A 17,919-nucleotide genomic window follows, 5' to 3' on the forward strand; every position below is an offset into this window, starting at 1 on the left:
AAAAAGCCATCAATTTCTATTGATGAACTGATGGCTTAAACCGATCTCGGGTTAAATAAGAAAATTGGTATTAAAAAGCGCTGGTGTCTTGGAAAAGGCCAACTTTTAAGTCTTTTGCTTCATAAATAACACGACCATCTACTTCAACAATGCCATCAGCAAGTCCCATAAATAGTTTTCGCTTTATTACACGCTTCATTTCAATACGGTAAGTCACTTTTTTCGCTGTCGGTAATATTTGTCCTGTGAATTTTACTTCACCAACACCAAGAGCGCGACCAAGGCCAGGGCCACCAGACCAACCAAGGAAAAAGCCAACTAGCTGCCACATTGCATCTAAACCTAAACAACCAGGCATAACCGGATCACCTTTAAAATGGCAATCGAAGAACCATAAATCTGGATTGATATCTAACTCTGCTATGATTTGGCCTTTGCCGTGTTCACCGCCATCATCGTTAATTTGGACAATGCGATCCATCATGAGCATGTTGTCACTTGGCAGTCGGCAGTTGCCTTCACCAAACATTTCGCCGCGACCACATAAAATAAGTTCTTCTTTTGTATAGCTGTTCTTAGGTTCCATAACTTTTCTTCTTAGCTTGCAAATTGACGCTACTTTAGCGTACAGATGTACGCTAAACAACTCCGAACAGTTAAAAAGCGTACGCTGATTTGTAAACTTTGCGCTAAGGATATGTCTATTTGATTAAATTTCAAAAAATTGAAGAGATTAAATGCAAATCAGTTCTGATTAGGGGCGATTTATAGTGGGAAAATCATTATAATCAACATTGATTTTTTGTAGGCTATTTTGGGTAATTTATGATCCTTTTTGTTGACTCTTTAACCGTGATTGATTTTTCGTACCTTTGCCCTCGTCGTGGTGCGGTAGGGGAAAGTTGGATCACGGATATCGTATTACATGGCGACTTAAACGCTGAGTCTATGGTGCTAGATTTTGCGAAAGTCAAAAAACAAATCAAACAAATTATCGATGAAAAGCTAGATCACAAATTAGCAATACCTAGCGCGCTTAGCGCTAATACCAAACACACAAATGGTCGATTTGAGCTTGATCTTCATATTGGTGATAGTCATTTAGCAATGAGTGCGCCAGAGCAAGCTGTGTGTATGATTGAAGGTGAAGAAGTCAACGAAGTAAATACAATTGCCTATCTCAAATCAGTGATCTTGCCTCACTTACCGGATAATGTGAAAGATCTCGATATCACTTTACGACCAGAGGCGACAAGCGGCTTCTATTATCACTATAGTCACGGTCTTAAAAAACATGATGGTAACTGTCAGCGTATTATTCATGGTCACCGTTCACTGATTGGTATCAAGCTAAACGACGTCAGTATGCCGAGATTGCAAAAGCAATGGGCAGATAAATGGCAAGATATATATCTCGGAAGTGAGGAGGATTTGATATCCTCAGCTGAGCTCAAACATATCGTAGCGGAAGAGGGAGATTACGCGTTTGCTTATACGTCATCACAAGGCTACTTTGAGCTTGCGATAAGTAAATTACGCTGTGATATTTTGCCGTGCGATACCACCGTTGAGTGCATTGCCGAATACTTGGCAGGTCAGGTAAAATTGCAACATCCTAACGATCATGTTCAAGTGCGAGCCTATGAAGGTGTGGGTAAAGGAGCGATTGCTTATGCTTAAAGCGCTCATGTTTGCCGTAATTGCAAGTACAGCACTTTTTACTGAAGCATTAGAACTAAAAGGCAATTTAACCCAAGGTGGTATGGTCATTGGTAAACTGCCACAGGCCAGTAATATAAAGTTAAATGAAAGAGCAATAAAGCGTTCAAAAGAAGGCTACTTTGTTTTTGGATTTGGTCGCGATGCTGAGTTAAGCCATACGTTAAGCTGGCAATCTCAAGACGGCAAAAAACACTCTCAGCCTCTGCTTATTACTAAACGTGATTATGATATAGATAAGATTACAGGGGTGGCTAAAAAATATGTTTCACCGCCTGAGTCAGTCCTCAAACGTATTCGTGAAGAAGCGCAAGCTGTGTCGAAGGCCAGACAAGGTGACTCAGATTTATTATATTTTAAAGAAACAGTATACCGACCTGCCAAAGGCCGAATATCAGGCATATATGGAAGCCAAAGATACTTTAATGGCGAGCCGAGACGGCCTCACTTTGGTTTAGATATAGCGAACAAAACAGGTGAGCCAGTGTATGCACCTGTATCCGGTGTGGTTGTTTTTGCAAATTCAGATCTATACTACAGTGGTGGCACATTAATTATCGACCATGGTCACGGTATTACGTCAACATATATTCACCTCAGTAAGTTAGATGTAAAAGCAGGCGACAAAGTTACAACAGGTGAAAAAATTGCTGAGATAGGTGCTACGGGAAGAGTAACCGGCCCTCATTTAGATTGGCGATTTAATTGGTTTGGGGAAAGACTTGACCCAGCTCTACTTATGAAAGAAACATTAGCAAACAAAGCAGTTAAAAAATGACAGAAGAACAAAGAAAGATAATTATAGAGCAGCGTATCGCAAGCTCTATTACTCACGTAACCAAGACAGTGTTTCCTGGACGTACTAATCATCACAACACTTTGTTTGGTGGGGATGCACTAGCGTGGATGGATGAGGTGGCGTTTATTGCAGCCACACGCTTTTGCCGTAAACCGCTTGTAACTATTTCTTCTGATCGTGTTGATTTTAAAGAGGCGATACCAGCCGGCACGTTTGCTGAACTGGTATCAAAAGTAGTGCATGTTGGTAATACAAGTTTGAAAGTAGATGTTGAGATTTATCTCGAGAGAATGCACAAAGACGATAAACACCTAGCAATAACGGGGAGCTTTACCTTTGTTGCAGTAGACGATAACCACAGACCAACCCCAGTGGTATGTGACAAAATGCTAAATGGCTTTTGATGATTTTAACAAGGCATAGTCTTTATATGTCTTGTTAGTCCCTTACAATAAAAAGAACACATCATACAAATGTTAATTCATTGAACTCAATATACGGTACGGTTTTGTGGAACTTAATCTTAACGTGCAAGTAGAAACCTTGAGTGATAGAGTCTATCAGACCGATATTTTCAGAGTTAGCGAACTATGTTAAACGCATTTTTGAATTCAACGGTTGGATAATAAAGCTTAAGAAAGGCACCATGATACAAGGTGCCTTTCATCAGTCAATATTTTGATAATTTATAGCACCATTGCAGCTATCCAACCAAAGCAGAGTAGAGGTATATTAAAATGAATAAATGTAGGTACCACAGAATCCCAAATATGGTCATGCTGCCCATCAGCATTTAACCCTGATGTCGGACCTAGCGTTGAGTCGGAGGCTGGGGAGCCTGCATCACCCAAGGCACCAGCAGTACCGACCAAAGCTGCCGTTGCCATGGCTGAAAAGCCGACTTCCAATGATAGAGGTACGAACAGCGTCGCTATAATTGGCACTGTTGAAAAGGAGCTACCAATGCCCATTGTGATCAGCAGGCCAACTAATAGTATCATTGCAGCTGCGAGAGGTTTGTTGTCGCCAACAAAGTTTGCGCAACTAGAAACTAGGCTAGCTACATCACCTGTCGCTTTCATCACTGAAGCAAAGCCTTGTGCCGAAATCATAATAAAACCTATCATTGCCATCATCGCAACTCCTTTACTAAAAACGTCAGAGTTTTGCTCCCATTTTACAATACCAAATAAGCTGAAAATCATAACACCAACCAGTCCGCCTAGGATCATCGAGCCACTGATATTTTGCGCAATTAGCGATACAGCTACAGCAACAGCGCCAACTAGCATCACCTTTTTAGCTTCTTTGCCCTCGGGCAAAACAGGTGCTTGCTCGCTTGGCAGTTGACCTATTTGATATTCGCGTTTTTTTCTATAGCTAATGAATAGGGCAATGATCAATCCCAGTAACATACCAAGCGCAGGAATAACCATTGCGTAGGGCACATCAAACTTTGCAAGTGTTAAACCATTATCAATGAGGTTTTTATGTAAAATAGAATATAAATAAATACCTCCAAACCCATATGGAAGCACCATGTAGCTAGTCGCAAGGCCAAACGTCAAGATACAAGCAATGGCGCGGCGATCAAGCTTTAATTTATTCAACACTACAAGCAAAGGTGGGATCAGGATTGGAATAAATGCGATATGAACCGGGATCAGATTTTGCGATGCCACAGAGCAAGCTAAAATAACAACCATAATAAACATACTCAAGTATGTTGAACCTTCATTGCTATTAGCATTAACAAGGTTAAGGAGCCTTTGCGCTAAAATTTGTGTTAAGCCTGATTTCGAGATAGCGACAGCGAAGCCGCCAAGCATTGCATAACTAAGCGCGATCTCTGCACCACCAGATAACCCATCATTGAACGCATTGAGTGTTGTCTTTATGTCTAAACCAGCAACAAGTCCGGCAGCCATAGCACTAATAGTCATTGCAACGATGACATTAATTCTTACAAGGGTTAGCCCCAACATGAGCAACACGCCCAAAATAACAGCATTCATTTATTTCTAGCCTTTCTTTTTTATTTGCCTGTATAAGGTCTTTAATTTTTTTAACTCAGTTTTAGATAGTGGTTTTTGTTGATACTGTGACTTCTCAAATAACGCATAGAACTGCCAAAGTACCTTCTCATTCTCCGGAAACAATAGTGTTAATTCCTGAATATTCTGTCGAACGCTACCACTGTGTGAGTCCCTATTTAAATAACGCACTATATCATTGTAATAAGCCAACTCGATAGGGGGAGTAGCCCTACGTATATAGTTTACCAAGAAGAAGAGAATGACAGATAGTATCGCAAATATTAGTAATGATATAATCCCAGCCCACAGTGTGCCGTATTTACCAAACCAATTTTTGAACAACCTGCTTTGTTTGTCTCTATCAAAGTTGATGACAACTCTAGTCCACTGATAATCTAGCTCTTCTAGTTTTAATCGCACCCAATTAATTGAATGCCAATTTGAAAAAGCGATTAAGCTGTATCCTAATCCTTGTTGAAACTCATTAGACAATTGCGCTAGCTGTGACAGGCTACCTGTCATGCGTTCTGGTGCTATCCATGCTGTTGGATCTAACCGTTGCCAACCTACTCCAGGCGTAAAATACTCGACCCAAGCGTGAGCATCATATTGATAAACACTATAATAACCTTGGTTTTTGTTTTGCTCACCTCCTAAATAACCCGATACCAAGCGCGCTGGAATGTTTGCGCTTCTCAGCAAAAATGCAGCTGCCGAGGCGTAGTGCCCACAAAAACCATTTTGTGTATTAAACAAAAATTCATCAACTCTGTTATCAGACTGACTAGGTGTTGGGGTCAGAGTGTAAATAAATTGATTATTGAGAAAATACAGCCTCATTTTCTCAATAAACTCGCTTGTATTTGACGAACTCATTGCCCAAGTTTGAGCTAACTGGGTTGTTTTAGGGTTAAACCCTTTAGGGATCTTTACATTACGTTGATAATACCAAGGTTTTAGCGTGCTTTCAGGTGAAAAGTCGCTAACCATAATTGAGTACTCAATAGGCTTTGATGTGAGACTTTTGAGGTAAACTGTGCCAAATACATTGCTATTTAACTTTGGGTTATTTGAGTATGAGTAGGATAAACCGTATAACCAAGGAATGTGACTTGGTTGAGCAATGATTGTTGCATGCTCGCCTTCATCGAGGGGAGGTGGCTTCATATTCGTTCTTTGATATTCAGATATTTTCCAGCGTTTTCCGTCAAATTCATCATGAATGATGGCTCGCCAGTAGTAAGGCCCTTCAATCTGCTCATTTTCAAAGGTAGCTCGGAATACGAGTTCTTCCGATTGCGATAAGCTAACAATATCAAACGGATCGACATTTTCAGACAGGCCTGTTTTAGCTTCCTTCTGGGGTTGTGGTAGCTGCCAAAATGCCGGTAACTTTGGTAAAAAAACCACTAAAAATGCAGCCACCGGCAACACTATTATCAAACCTTTGATGCTTACTTTCAAAGCCGGTTTTAATTTTAAGTTCTGCTCTAGGTTAAGCATAATAGCTAGGTTTACAGCCAGCATGCAAAGCACTAACAAAGCAGCAAACAGGCTTTGTGTGAATAAAAATAAGCACGGATAAGTAAAAAAATTCAAAATACAAATTTGCGTGAACTGGTTTGCCTTTGTGGCATGTATCTGTTTCAGCAAGGAGGCTATTAACATGAGCGCGACGAAAACATTTACGCTATTTTTCAGACCAATTAAGCTTGCAGTTGTAACTGCCCCAAGTAAAGTAACGACATTAATGAATCGCACACTCAATATTGTTGGTGTTGTGAATATGCGAATGGTTTGCCAAAGCATCAGCACGCTTACTAAACCCGTAAAACCAACCCCAAAGTCATCAATCAGAATGAGGCTAATCAACCAAACAAATACAGAGGTGCTATAGTACCATACTGGAAACTTAGAACTCACTCAGCGCCTCCAAGCATTTTTGCTTATGTGCGTTCCCGCTACCCAGTGGTATACGCAGTTGTTTGAGTTTTAGTGCATAATGAGCTTGCTGTTTATCGGCATCTAAAATTTGTGTGCAAAGCTTACCCAAGCGTTCCTCTTTTGTGCCAAGTAATAAGTCATAATCAACGACGGTTTGATTTGAAAAGTGGCCATTAGAGTTGTGTGTTTTAACTAACATCTGCTCGGTTTTGGCGTAATGCTTCCAAGCGACCCTGCTAAGGTTCATCCCTTTTTGATAAAGGGTAAGGTGGTCAAACTCAGATGCGTTATCCTGCTGTTGTGATAAAGTTTCGTTTTTGTCTGTTATATGACTTGGTTGTTGCTCTTTTTCATCTAAAGGTAATGGTGTAGGGTAAATATAAAAGACATCATTTGGTCTTATATAAGACCATGTCCGGATCAGCCCAAGTGGAAAGTAGCTCATTATTTTAATGGTGCCTGTTTCATATTTACCCCGTGATAAGTTGGTAATAGGAAGCGCTATTTGTATCTCATCTTGAATAATAGGAATATGTGAAGGTGTATGGTTGTATTCACTAGTGAGCCTTAGCGACTGTATCTCTGAGCTTGATGACAACTTTAAATTAAGGGTAGGGTGATAAGGGCTAAAGTTATCCTCAGCGCCCAAATACTGAATTTTAGCATTGTTAAAATTAAAAAAAGCGATAAACAAGGCCACGACCATGATCACGGCCATTATGTATGATGTCGCGAGGATCAGGTTATTTTGATAATTTATCCCCAAAATGAAGTTAATGAGTGCAACAGTGACAAAAAAGAAGCCATCCTTAGATGGCAAGATATAGATATTGCTGTGTGAAAACGTGAGTTCTGAACTTTGGTGCTTTTTATATATGTGCTGTTTGACTTGAGCTCGCAAGCGTTTGAACATATTTAATGTACCAGTACGTTATCAAATATTTGCAATTTGAGCTGGGCTTCATTTGTGCTCGTTACACCCAAACGATGTGCGCAAACAGAGGTAAAAACAGCTTGTACATCATCTGGGATGACAAAGTCTCGACCATTGATAAATGCGTATGCACGGCTTGCTGAAGCCAGTGCAATACTGGCGCGTGGCGATAGTGGATCGCTAAACATGCCTGAGTTTCTCGTATACGTGATCAAACGCAAAATATAGCTAACTACCGCGTCACTTAAAGTAATAAGAGGGATTTTTTGCTGAAATTTCAGTAGGGCGTCACTATCTATTACTTGCTGAGTCTTGACTGAGGCGCGAGGTATGCCAGCTTGGTGAATTAGCTGTACTTCAGCGGCCTCTGATGGGTAACCAAGACTAATCCTCATAAAAAACCTATCCAACTGAGACTCTGGTAATGGGTAAGTTCCAGATTGGTGTTGTGGATTTTGTGTTGCAATTACAAAAAATGGGCTAGGGAGCTTGTGACTCTCACCATCTATGGTCACTTGATGTTCTTCCATTGACTCCAATAACGCACTTTGCGTTTTTGGGCTTGCTCTATTTATCTCGTCCGCGAGTAAAACCTGTGTGAAAACAGGGCCTGGGTGGAATTCAAAAGATTGTTGTTCGCGGTTGAAAATAGAAGTCCCGGTAATGTCTGATGGCAGAAGATCGCTCGTAAATTGGACTCGCCGATAACTTAACCCAAGTACATCTGCCAGTGAATGCGATAAAGTTGTTTTACCCATACCCGGTAAATCCTCGATGAGTAAATGGCCTCGACAAAGCAAGCTACAAATCGCCAGTTTAATTTGCTCAGGCTTTTCCAAAATCACAGCAGAAAGAGAGTCTATAACATCATTGATGACCTGGTTCATGTCACCAGCTCTAAACGTTTCATTACAGAATCGACTTTGTGTGCATTGAAGGGTTTTGCAATAAAACCTTTAGCTCCTAACTCCCAAGTGTTTTGAACATTTTCCATACTGTTATGGCCGGAGCACATGATGACATGAGCTGTTGGAAAGTTTTCATTGATGTAAGCTAGAATTTCAGTTCCATCAGTATCTGGAAGCTCAATATCTAGAAAGACTACGTTTGGCTGTTTATGCTTTAGTAGCGGTTTTGCTGAATCGAAGTTTTCACAGCCGTAGACTTCTTCAAAGCCTAAATTTTCTAAAATTTGAGTAAGAAAATCTCGGATTTCAACAGCATCATCAATAATCAAAATGGGTTCTAGCGGTCTTACAAATTCCATATGTCGATACTTCAAATTACAAATTCAATCACATACTATAAAATGCTTATCCATAGCTCAACAGTTATTGTTGTAAACTTTATGGAAATGTCCGATACCGTCTAGTATTGGACATATTGTAGTAGCGATAGTACGCATAATGCAATCCACACATAACAACCCATAATTTATATTATGTTAAATAGGTTGTTTTATACTGCCAGCTGGATTCCTAATCAGTTCATTACTTCTCTTTTGCCATCTATGTGTTGCTTTAAAAGAAATACCGCACGCTCTAATGTCACATCATTACCATTTTCGTCCATATCACCTGGCATTATCACGGTCGGTTCGAAATCTTCACGGTAACGACCATCTACGTGATATAAACGTTCAAACCCCAGTTCAATCCAAGCATCGCTTTTATCGAGTGATAATCGTTTTATGCCGCCCAGTAAATCAGCCATTGGAGTGCCAACCACAGCAATTGCACCAAGCGCGTCTAAACCGATTGTCATTCCTTCGCCTATGCTACCTGTCCATCTCCCAGCCAACGCAATAAATGGTATTTGAATACTTGGCTGCGCTGGTTGAGTGTTTGCTGTCTCAACTTGCGCGCGCTGGTAATGAATAGTCGGAGTTTGTATACGGTACTTTTGATATGCTGTAGCTGTGGTCGAAAAATGACCTAATATAGGCTCTGCAACACCCGTATTTCCACCACTTGGCGTATTGCGTAAGTCTATAATATACCCTTGAACTTGACCAAGTGCTTGCAATGCAGCTTTAAAGTCTGCAACGGTATGACTATTTCCCATGGCATTGTTAAAGCGAATGTAACCAAGCTCTTCAATTTTTTTGTATAAAACAGTACCTCCTTTAGAAAGCGCATTAATGGCGTCATAACTTGCAGGAAGTAGCATCTCAGATGTTCCCTGTTTCGTTATTAGCTTAAACCTTCTAGGTTGATAGCGCTTCCCACCAAGCGCGATATTCAAAGCGTAATTTTTCTGAGCATCTGTTAGCCTGCTAAGCTCGACCTGCATTATATCTTCAATTGCACTCACTATTGATTGGCCATTCACTGTTGAAATTTTATTACCTGGTCTTATGCCTTCAATGTCGGCTGCGCTGTCTCGTTTTACGTCCAAGACCACCGCTATATTTTCTTCAAACACGGCAAAAATATCTGCGCCAGTTGGATAAACAATATAGTCATCTTCATTTAGTGGACCTAAATTGAGGTGTGGGTCGGTGAAGTGACGTAAATAAGACTGGCTCAAATCGATAAAATCTTGCTTGTTGTAGACATCGTTTAACTTTTTTCTAAACGCTTGCTCAACAGCTTGATGATTTTCTGCATCTCCAAGGTAGGCATAATGTGTTGCTAGTACCGTGTTTAGTTGTTGCCACGCGCCATTGACATCAAACGTCTTTGCTAAAGCGGCATTTGTGCTAATCAGCGCAAAGCCAAAACACCAAGCATGTACCGTTTTCATGTAGTGTTATCCTTGTCGTTATTTTTAGTTCCTAAGATAAAGCTTAGTGAAGTGCCGCGGTAAAAGGGATGGACTTACAAATCTCCGCTTCTGCAATTAAAATTTCTTCGAGCCGCTGGTCGATAATATGCTTGTCGAAATATTCATATCCAAGCTCTACAAATAAGTTTTTATGTTTCTCTTCTGACTTGGCAATGGCTACGTAAAACTCTTTCTCTTTGCCTTTAGGTAGTGCTTCAGCAACCAGTGAAAATCGTTCATGTCCCCTCGCCTCTATCACGGCACCTATTAATAGCCTGTCAATCAGGTATTCATCACTCCCTTGACGAAACAATGCACGCATCTGTTTTATATAGGGATCTTTTTGGTCATTACCTAACAATGTGCCACGTTCTGTTAGTATTTTTAATACTTGCTTGAAATGTATCATTTCTTCTATGGCAAGATCAGCCATCGCTTTCACTAACTTTATTCTATCTGGATAATGTCCAAGCATCGCCATTGCCATGCCTGCTGCTTTCTTTTCCGCCGCAGCGTGATCTTGTAGAAAAGTATCGAAATCAGCTAAGACTGCATCAGTCCAGCTAAATGGAGTGTGATATTTTAGTTCAAACATAACTTCTTTTTAATTTTAAACCTTTAATTACTATTTTTAGATAGTGCTATTGTATAGTGTTGCGTCTTTATCTGACTTTCCATTTCTTGTGGAGTCAATCTTATTTGAGTGTTGGAACCACTTCCATGCTGTGACCTTACCGTTAATGTTAACATGCGGGATCCGGATGTTTTGTCCAGGACAATCCATAAACTGTGCTAGTTTAGTCGTTATATCCGCATCAGTTAGCATCACCTCGATGTTTTCTATCTGGTTTGAAGCAACAAAATGACGAACTTTGCTTGTATGCTGGTTATAACATGTTAGCCAGTAATCATCATCTTCAAAGTGTTGCTCAAAATTTGGAAAGGTATCTAGGTAACAACGTTTGATAGTGTCGTTAAACCCTCCTTGCTGAGAGAGTAAATTTGCACGCATTGATGACATTAACCGTCGAATTGAAGGCAGCCATTGCTCAAATTCTCGCGTTAAATGGATAATCTTAGAGCTTGGATACAAGGTATACAGCTTTTCAAAGTCTGCGAACACTGGCGTATCTGCTAAAAAGTTAGCGTCTTTTATAGCCTGTTTTGTATAGGCTGTGTGAGCTGTTTTATATCCTAAATTGAGGGCTGTAATACATAAGCTCGTGGTGCCAGTTCTAGGTAGTCCAGTGACGAGTATTTTCTGTGTGGCCATTATATTAATTAAATAAAATATAGGTATAAATTGGACAGCGATAAGGTAAGGATAACGCCATAGGTAGTGGCCATTGACACTTTGCGTATAGAGAAGTTATTGCGCTGTAGCGCGATAAAATGAGCAACTCGAGAAAAGACAAATGCCGCACCTAAAATGTGAACAAATAAAGCGCTAATATCTTGTAGTTCGAGCAGTAACATCATAATCAGCACAAACGGCGTATACTCAATGAAATTAGCATGAATTCGAATGGCACTACGCAATGTATCAATATCACCATCACCGAGTGAGATCTTATGTTTGTGCCTCAATGAAATGATATTAAAACTCAATTTAATATATAAAAGCGCCAACAGTGCCGCATATAATCCTGTAATCATAAAAAACCCTCCGATTGGAGGGGTAGTTTATAACTTTACGGTATTGGCCGCTAGCTCTACTTGAGTAGATAAACGGCATAAACTTCAGCATTTAGTGTTATTGAGCCTGTGTTATATGCGTCTTTATACGACCCTCGATCAGCTTCCATCGCCATAGCTGCTGTGCGAACATATGGTTGGATGGGTGTTTGCATAGGTTGGAACGACACAGAGTAAAGCTTGTCTAACTCGACTTCAAACTCGCCTGCTAATTCTTTGGCTGCTTTTTTGGCGTCTTTTATCGCCGCTTTTTTAAGGCTTTGCAGGTATTTACCTTCATTTTCTACACTAAATTCAGTGTTATTAAACTGATTAATACCACTATCTACAAACTCTTGTAAAAGCTTTGGGTATTTCGCTATGTCTTTGAGTTTTACTGTCAAACTGCGGCTGACCCGAAACCCATCAAACTCTTCTTCATTGGTTTGACGGTTATAACGCGTTTGCCTGTAAATGTTTAATTGATCTGCGTGAATATCACTTTCCTGAATGTTGAAATCTTTTGCTATTTCGATAGCTTTTGCCATGACTTTGTCCACATTTTCCTTGGCAGTTGGCAATGACTTGTGATTTTCAGTTATTGCCACGCGAACGGTAGCAACGTCAGGCTGTACTTGTATAAAAGATGTTCCCTTCACATACAGGTGAGGTGAATCAGGCAAGCTGCTTGCCTTTGTAATGCTACTAAAGATCAAAATTAAGGGGAATAAAAGTAAGCGCTTCATATACACGTCTCGTAATGGTTTGGTCAGTAAAGTTTATTAGACCATAACTGTGTTAATCATTGCTGAACGCTAAACGCATTTTCCAGTGACTGGATTATATAAGGTTCCTCTAATTCAAAGAAAAGTCCTTTGTGAGCATCAATTATTTTTGCTTGCATTCTCGGCTCGGAGAGAGCCTGTTGAAACAAACGAATTGCTGCTTTACCCTCCTCGCTTCTTGCGCATGCTATGTACCCAAAAATAGTGAAATTGGCTTCTGTAATTGCATGAAAGCTATATTGATTGAGCGAATGTGCTGACGGGTGCTCAGCTATAAACACTGAACTGTATTCAATTATGCCATCCAACTTCCCTTGGCTTAGCATCGCTCTTAAGCGATAAGCGCTTTGGTTTCCCTCTGCGAACCAAAACGTGTCTTTGTGTTGTGATATTAAGTTATCTATTTTGTTACCGTACGAGCGGCCATCGGAAACCCCTATGCGCAGGCCTCGGTCTATAACAGTTGCCAATGAGACGATGTCAGGTATCTCTTTTTGATTTCGCAGTATAAGTCGGTTGGCAGGAAATGACATCAGTGGTAAGTCTGTAAAAACCGCAACTTGCTCTCGCTCTGCTGTTTTTACTTTATTATAGAGGCAAGCGTTGGGGTTTTGGCTCAGCTCTCTCCACTCCCTTGCTCGACTGGCTGCAATAAATGACATTGTCATTGCATTACCCAAGCTTCTTTCCAATTTGATTAAGAGTTGAGTCGCTAAATCGTTTGGTGCGGTTTGCCTGTCGGGGTCGTAATCGGACACCACTTCTATTTTCAAATTAGCGGAGTACACAAATATACTGAAAATAGCTGCAAACAAGGCGACCAAATAGCGCATGCCATTCCCCTTTCAATAAACAACATGCAGTGATGCATATGCTCCTTGACCGAGTAACTGCATTTAAACGCTTAAGTGCTCCTAGCACCGTTGATTATAGAAGTATGGCGCAACTTTAACCATTGCGCCAAAATAAAGCGTTTAAATACTGCAACGCTTGTAGTTTCTGTATTCAGGCGTCCAATAGTTTTTCTCTAATGCTACCCAAATGGCATCATCATCCATTTCAAGTGCGACGCCCTCTTCCATCGCCTTTTTCGCAACAGCGAATGCGATACGTTTACTCAACGGTTCAATTTCAGTGAGCGCAGGTAAAAGGCTTCCCTTGCCAGTGTTTGCACGTGGCGATGACTCAGCGAGCATTTCACTTGAAACCATCAGCATGCTGTCTGTAATGCGTGTAGCTTTAGCTGCTAACACACCAAGGCCAATACCTGGGAAGATATAGCTGTTGTTACACTGAGGGATAATAATAGTTTCGTCACCGTGTACCACAGGCTCAAAAGGGCTGCCAGTCGCAACGATAGCTTGGCCATCAGTCCACTCAATCACATCTTTTGGATGCGCTTCGACTTGCCTTGACGGATTACTCAATGGGAAGATAATCGGCTGTGCGCAGCCACTGTGCATAGCTCTGATCACTTGCTCAGTAAACAGACCTGCTTGACCCGATACGCCAATCAAGATGTCTGGTTTTGCACAGTGCATAACGTCTAGCAAAGAGGCAAACTCTCCGCTGTACGTCCAGTCATCTAAATTAGCTTTTTGCTGCACAAGGGCTTGTTGGAAGTCTCTTAACCCTTCCATTCCTTCTGTTAATAACCCAAAACGGTCAACCATGAATACTTGGCTTCTCGCTTGCTCATCTGTTATCCCTTCAGAGATCATTTGACTGATAATCTGTTCAGCAATTCCACACCCTGCCGAACCGGCACCAACGAAGACAACTTTTTGTTCAGAAAGCTTAGCGCCTTTCACGCGACAAGCCGCAAGTAGAGAACCCACGGTTACTGCTGCTGTTCCTTGAATGTCATCATTGAAACTACAGATTTCATCGCGGTAACGTTTTAGTAAAGGCATCGCATTAGGCTGAGCAAAATCTTCAAATTGTAGCAATACATTTGGCCAACGACGCTTTACTGCTTTGATAAATAAGTCAAGAAACTCATCATACTCATCTTGGCTAATACGTGGGTGTCTTGCACCCATGTACATCGGGTCGTTGAGTAGTTTTTCGTTATTTGTACCCACATCTAACATTACCGGTAGTGTATAAGCTGGGCTGATCCCACCACACACTGTGTAAAGCGCTAATTTACCAATCGGGATCCCCATACCACCGATACCTTGGTCGCCCAAGCCTAGAATACGTTCACCGTCAGTAACTACAATGACTTTTACTTTACCTTTCGTTGCGTTTCGTAAAATATCGTCAATCTGATGGCGCTCTTCATAAGAGATAAATAAGCCGCGAGAACTTCGGTAGATGTCAGAGAATTTTTCACACGCGTCACCTACTGTAGGCGTGTAAATAATTGGCATCATTTCCTCTAAATGATCACGTACTAGACGGTAGTACAACGTTTCATTGTTATCTTGAATGGCGCGCAGATAAATATGCTTATTAAGGTTATCGCTGAAGCTTGAGTACTGCTGGTAGCAACGCTCAACTTGTTCTTCAATGGTTTCATAGCGAGGAGGAAGAAGACCTGCTAAGTTAAAATTTTCCCGCTCACGTTGAGAAAAAGCACTGCCTTTATTTAGTAGTGGCGTTTCTAAAAGTGTAGGTCCTGAATATGGAATGTAGAGATAATTTGGATCGGTTTGTTTAGTCATATTTACAAGCTTGACACGAATTTTTTAGTCTAAGGGTTTATTATTGTCGAAAAGGATTAAATTACAATGAATTTAGTGCTCATCAGACCAATATTAACGCGCTCCAGAGCGCATCGATGAATCGTTTTCTGGAACGCGAAATTATAGCTTAAAAGCACCTATATAACTATGGCTTATTCACTACTTTCACCAAGCGCGATGCCTTCTCTTCTTGGATCGGCACCACCTACTAAATGACCATCTTTAATCTCGATGGCATGCAGCCCTGAGTTTAAGTCACGGATCTGTACCTCGTGTCCCTTTTTTTCAAAAAATTGCACGTGACCTACAAGCTCGGTGCCTTTTTCAAGGGTGGTATATTTATTGCGGTTGGTAATTTTAGGCAAATCAATTGCAGCTTGAGGAGATAAACCCCAATCTAATACACCTACTAAGGTTTGTGCAACGTAGTTGATGATACGGCTTCCGCCAGGAGAACCAACAACGAGTTTTAGTGAGCCATCCTTATTAAACACCATGACCGGTGCCATGGAGCTTCTTGGACGTTTATGGGCTTCAACACGGTTTGCTACCCATTTATCTCCCGATTTAGGAGAGAGTGCAAAGTCCGTTAGTTGATTGTTAAGCAAATAGCCATTGACCATAACAGTTGAGCCAAATGCCATTTCAATCGAGCTAGTCATGGAAATTGCGTTACCGTCAGCATCGACTATTGATACATGGCTTGTAGAAGGTAACTCATAGCTATCATTCATAGCATAAGCCAGCTTCCCAGCAGTTGGATCGCCTACTGGAAAATCATGGTTATCCATCTCACTAATAAGTTTGCTTCTACCTTGTAAATATTGCTCATTGAGTAATTCGTTTGTAGGTACTTTAACAAAGTCAGGATCTGCTACATAAAAGTCCCGATCCGCAAACGCTAGCCTTGAAGCTTGAGTAAACAGGTGAAGCGCTTCAGGGGCATTGGCTTTGTATTTTCCTAATTCGAATGGTTCTAGCAACTTCATCATTTGTAATACAGCAATACCACCGCTACTTGGTGGTGCCATAGAGCACACTTTATAAACTCTATAGCTGGTACAAATTGCCGACCTTGTCTTGCTTTCGTAGTTTGCTAAATCACTTAACGCTAGTGTGCCAGGTGCAATCTCAGACTTTTGTACCGCTTCAATTAGCTGAGTAGCATTTTGCCCTTCATAAAAAGCTTGAATGCCTTGTGTTGCCAGTTTGAAATATAGATTAGCCAAAGGTTGGTTCTTGAGTAAGGTGCCAGTTTTTAGCGCTTCACCATTAGGGTAGAAATATTCTTTCGCAGGGCTTAGCTTTGTCAAACCTGGATTTAGCCTCTTCTCAAGTAACATATTTAATCGTGGTGATACGATAAAACCATCGCGGGCAAGCTCAATTGCCGGTTTAAAAAGCGTTTGCCAGGGTAGCTTTCCGTACTTGTCATGAGCAGACTTAAAAGCATGTAAGATCCCGGGAACACCGACTGAGCGCCCTCCAACAACGGCTTCTATCCATCTAACAGCGTTTCCTGAGTCGTCAAGGAATAGTTCAGGGCTTGCGCCTTTTGGCGCTGTTTCTCTACCATCAAAAGTAATTAATTCTTTGCTCTTCTTATCATAGTGCAAGATAAAAGCACCGCCGCCTATCCCCGAGGATTGCGGCTCTACTAAAGTTAACACCAGTTGCGTGGCTATCATGGCATCGACGGCACTACCGCCTTTTGACAACATCAGTTGTCCAGCTTTACTAGCATATGGATTTGCGGCTACCACCATATACTTTTCAGCAATGCGAGCTTCTTTTGACTGAAAGCCTGTCGCTGCTTCTGGCTCTCTAATTTCGGTTGTTTTTTCTTCAGCTAAGGTGTTTGTTGAAAAGCTGAATGCGGCTATCACGCTGAGTGATGCAAGTGTATGTTTCATAATACCCACTTTGCTAGCTACTAATATTTGGCATCATAAAAGCAATTAGGCACAATATGCAAAAAGAATAATGCGAAATTGTATGTTTGAGCTTCCGACCAACAAAGAATATGTCATAGCACCACTGTCTCTGGCGATTTTATCAACAGTATTAATGCTATTCAATCTTGGTTATTACCTAGATTTTGACCGAACAGCGATTGCCAATGGCGAGGTTTGGCGTTTATTAACAGGGCAATTTACCCACAGCAACTGGTATCATTTGTTACTCAACATATTGGGTATTGTGTTTATATGGTTATTACATGCTGAGTACACAACAATCAAAAAGTATTGGGTCAACGTCGGCCTTTTAGGCGCGTTTACGGGACTTATGATCTGGTTGTTTGCACCAAACATAGTTGTATATACAGGGTTGAGTGGCTTGCTACATGGTTTAATTGTCTGGGGGGCGCTTGAAGATATAAAGCGTAAGCTAACCACTGGATACCTGTTGTTGATTGGTGTTTGGGCAAAGGTTTTATGGGAGCAATATGCTGGCGCAAGTGCTGATGTTGCTATGCTTATAGATTCGAGAGTCGCCATTGAAGCGCATCTATTTGGTGCGATTGGAGGCGTACTGTTAGCCATTATTTATTTATTCTACAAAACAAAAAAGC

At 41.0% G+C, this 17,919-nt stretch carries 18 protein-coding genes; 4 read left to right on the forward strand and 14 right to left on the reverse strand.

Annotation, left to right across the window (positions count from 1 at the left end):
- Positions 1 to 70: 70 nt before the first annotated feature.
- A complete protein-coding gene (gene fabA, locus D9603_RS19530) occupies positions 71 to 586 on the reverse strand; it encodes a 3-hydroxyacyl-[acyl-carrier-protein] dehydratase FabA (RefSeq protein ID WP_010372774.1) in 516 nt (171 codons plus the stop codon).
- Positions 587 to 825: 239 nt separating this feature from the next.
- Here fabA and D9603_RS19535 point away from each other — a divergent pair, with 239 nt between their 5' ends.
- Genes D9603_RS19535 through D9603_RS19545 form a run of 3 tightly spaced genes read left to right on the forward strand, consistent with a single transcriptional unit; the run spans position 826 to position 2,922 of the window.
- Positions 826 to 1,680 (forward strand): 6-carboxytetrahydropterin synthase, encoded by an 855-nt coding sequence (locus tag D9603_RS19535; RefSeq protein ID WP_128732562.1) that lies wholly within the window; start codon positions 826 to 828, stop codon positions 1,678 to 1,680.
- Positions 1,673 to 2,497, forward strand: a complete 825-nt coding sequence (locus tag D9603_RS19540) for a M23 family metallopeptidase (RefSeq protein ID WP_128732563.1) — start codon at positions 1,673 to 1,675, stop codon at positions 2,495 to 2,497. Before D9603_RS19535 ends, D9603_RS19540 begins: the two co-directional genes overlap by 8 nt.
- The gene (locus D9603_RS19545; RefSeq protein WP_125254139.1) at positions 2,494 to 2,922 is read left to right on the forward strand and encodes an acyl-CoA thioesterase; all 429 of its coding nucleotides are present in this window, start codon (positions 2,494 to 2,496) and stop codon (positions 2,920 to 2,922) included. Before D9603_RS19540 ends, D9603_RS19545 begins: the two co-directional genes overlap by 4 nt.
- Before the next feature lie 282 nt (positions 2,923 to 3,204).
- Here D9603_RS19545 and D9603_RS19550 read toward each other — a convergent pair whose 3' ends face one another.
- The 13 genes from D9603_RS19550 to ggt all read right to left on the reverse strand — a co-directional run bounded on the left by D9603_RS19550 (position 3,205) and on the right by ggt (position 17,260).
- Positions 3,205 to 4,533 (reverse strand): Na+/H+ antiporter NhaC family protein, encoded by a 1,329-nt coding sequence (locus D9603_RS19550; protein ID WP_128732564.1) that lies wholly within the window; start codon positions 4,531 to 4,533, stop codon positions 3,205 to 3,207.
- A gap of 6 nt (positions 4,534 to 4,539) precedes the next feature.
- Complete coding sequence (locus D9603_RS19555) at positions 4,540 to 6,477, reverse strand: DUF3488 and transglutaminase-like domain-containing protein (RefSeq protein ID WP_128732565.1); 1,938 nt, start codon at positions 6,475 to 6,477, stop codon at positions 4,540 to 4,542.
- Positions 6,467 to 7,411, reverse strand: a complete 945-nt coding sequence (locus D9603_RS19560; RefSeq protein WP_128732566.1) for a DUF58 domain-containing protein — start codon at positions 7,409 to 7,411, stop codon at positions 6,467 to 6,469. The genes D9603_RS19555 and D9603_RS19560 overlap by 11 nt, the downstream gene beginning before the upstream one ends.
- Before the next feature lie 2 nt (positions 7,412 to 7,413).
- Positions 7,414 to 8,319 carry a MoxR family ATPase gene (locus D9603_RS19565; RefSeq protein WP_128732567.1) on the reverse strand — a complete coding sequence of 302 codons (906 nt, stop codon included), beginning with the start codon at positions 8,317 to 8,319 and terminating at the stop codon, positions 7,414 to 7,416.
- On the reverse strand, positions 8,316 to 8,699 hold the full coding sequence (locus tag D9603_RS19570; RefSeq protein WP_125254144.1) for a response regulator: 384 nt from the start codon (positions 8,697 to 8,699) through the stop codon (positions 8,316 to 8,318). Before D9603_RS19570 ends, D9603_RS19565 begins: the two co-directional genes overlap by 4 nt.
- A 215-nt stretch (positions 8,700 to 8,914) precedes the next feature.
- Positions 8,915 to 10,177, reverse strand: coding sequence for a S41 family peptidase (locus D9603_RS19575; RefSeq protein WP_128732568.1), 1,263 nt, complete (start codon positions 10,175 to 10,177; stop codon positions 8,915 to 8,917).
- A 43-nt stretch (positions 10,178 to 10,220) separates the two neighbouring features.
- Entirely contained in the window at positions 10,221 to 10,793 is a 573-nt protein-coding gene (locus D9603_RS19580; RefSeq protein ID WP_125254146.1) for a tRNA-(ms[2]io[6]A)-hydroxylase, read from the reverse strand.
- Between the two features lie 36 nt (positions 10,794 to 10,829).
- A complete protein-coding gene (locus D9603_RS19585) occupies positions 10,830 to 11,471 on the reverse strand; it encodes a sulfotransferase (RefSeq protein WP_128732569.1) in 642 nt (213 codons plus the stop codon).
- A gap of 8 nt (positions 11,472 to 11,479) precedes the next feature.
- Entirely contained in the window at positions 11,480 to 11,854 is a 375-nt protein-coding gene (locus tag D9603_RS19590) for an MAPEG family protein (protein WP_125254148.1), read from the reverse strand.
- 56 nt (positions 11,855 to 11,910) lie between these two features.
- Positions 11,911 to 12,555: an SIMPL domain-containing protein gene (locus D9603_RS19595; protein ID WP_225740719.1), complete on the reverse strand. Its 645-nt coding sequence runs from the start codon at positions 12,553 to 12,555 to the stop codon at positions 11,911 to 11,913.
- A 119-nt stretch (positions 12,556 to 12,674) separates the two neighbouring features.
- On the reverse strand, positions 12,675 to 13,490 hold the full coding sequence (locus D9603_RS19600) for an ABC transporter substrate-binding protein (RefSeq protein ID WP_128732571.1): 816 nt from the start codon (positions 13,488 to 13,490) through the stop codon (positions 12,675 to 12,677).
- 141 nt (positions 13,491 to 13,631) lie between these two features.
- Positions 13,632 to 15,326 (reverse strand): NAD-dependent malic enzyme, encoded by a 1,695-nt coding sequence (locus D9603_RS19605; RefSeq protein ID WP_128732572.1) that lies wholly within the window; start codon positions 15,324 to 15,326, stop codon positions 13,632 to 13,634.
- Between the two features lie 173 nt (positions 15,327 to 15,499).
- On the reverse strand, positions 15,500 to 17,260 hold the full coding sequence (ggt, locus tag D9603_RS19610; protein WP_128732573.1) for a gamma-glutamyltransferase: 1,761 nt from the start codon (positions 17,258 to 17,260) through the stop codon (positions 15,500 to 15,502).
- An 82-nt stretch (positions 17,261 to 17,342) separates the two neighbouring features.
- Here ggt and rrtA point away from each other — a divergent pair.
- Positions 17,343 to 17,919: rhombosortase (gene rrtA, locus D9603_RS19615; RefSeq protein WP_128732574.1), on the forward strand; the 577-nt coding region annotated here is incomplete at its 3' end.

The organism is Pseudoalteromonas sp. PS5, assembly GCF_004103255.1.
In the GTDB taxonomy this organism is placed as follows: domain Bacteria; phylum Pseudomonadota; class Gammaproteobacteria; order Enterobacterales; family Alteromonadaceae; genus Pseudoalteromonas; species Pseudoalteromonas peptidolytica.

Bases quoted from the DNA above. Each gene is read 5' to 3' on its own strand.
- fabA (WP_010372774.1), bottom strand. From the start codon at position 586: ATGGAACCTAAGAACAGCTATACAAAAGAAGAACTTATTTTATGTGGT.
- D9603_RS19535 (WP_128732562.1), top strand. From the start codon at position 826: ATGATCCTTTTTGTTGACTCTTTAACCGTGATTGATTTTTCGTACCTT.
- D9603_RS19540 (WP_128732563.1), top strand. From the start codon at position 1,673: ATGCTTAAAGCGCTCATGTTTGCCGTAATTGCAAGTACAGCACTTTTT.
- D9603_RS19545 (WP_125254139.1), top strand. From the start codon at position 2,494: ATGACAGAAGAACAAAGAAAGATAATTATAGAGCAGCGTATCGCAAGC.
- D9603_RS19550 (WP_128732564.1), bottom strand. From the start codon at position 4,533: ATGAATGCTGTTATTTTGGGCGTGTTGCTCATGTTGGGGCTAACCCTT.
- D9603_RS19560 (WP_128732566.1), bottom strand. From the start codon at position 7,411: ATGTTCAAACGCTTGCGAGCTCAAGTCAAACAGCACATATATAAAAAG.
- D9603_RS19565 (WP_128732567.1), bottom strand. From the start codon at position 8,319: ATGAACCAGGTCATCAATGATGTTATAGACTCTCTTTCTGCTGTGATT.
- D9603_RS19570 (WP_125254144.1), bottom strand. From the start codon at position 8,699: ATGGAATTTGTAAGACCGCTAGAACCCATTTTGATTATTGATGATGCT.
- D9603_RS19575 (WP_128732568.1), bottom strand. From the start codon at position 10,177: ATGAAAACGGTACATGCTTGGTGTTTTGGCTTTGCGCTGATTAGCACA.
- D9603_RS19580 (WP_125254146.1), bottom strand. From the start codon at position 10,793: ATGTTTGAACTAAAATATCACACTCCATTTAGCTGGACTGATGCAGTC.
- D9603_RS19585 (WP_128732569.1), bottom strand. From the start codon at position 11,471: ATGGCCACACAGAAAATACTCGTCACTGGACTACCTAGAACTGGCACC.
- D9603_RS19590 (WP_125254148.1), bottom strand. From the start codon at position 11,854: ATGATTACAGGATTATATGCGGCACTGTTGGCGCTTTTATATATTAAA.
- D9603_RS19600 (WP_128732571.1), bottom strand. From the start codon at position 13,490: ATGCGCTATTTGGTCGCCTTGTTTGCAGCTATTTTCAGTATATTTGTG.
- D9603_RS19605 (WP_128732572.1), bottom strand. From the start codon at position 15,326: ATGACTAAACAAACCGATCCAAATTATCTCTACATTCCATATTCAGGA.
- ggt (WP_128732573.1), bottom strand. From the start codon at position 17,260: ATGAAACATACACTTGCATCACTCAGCGTGATAGCCGCATTCAGCTTT.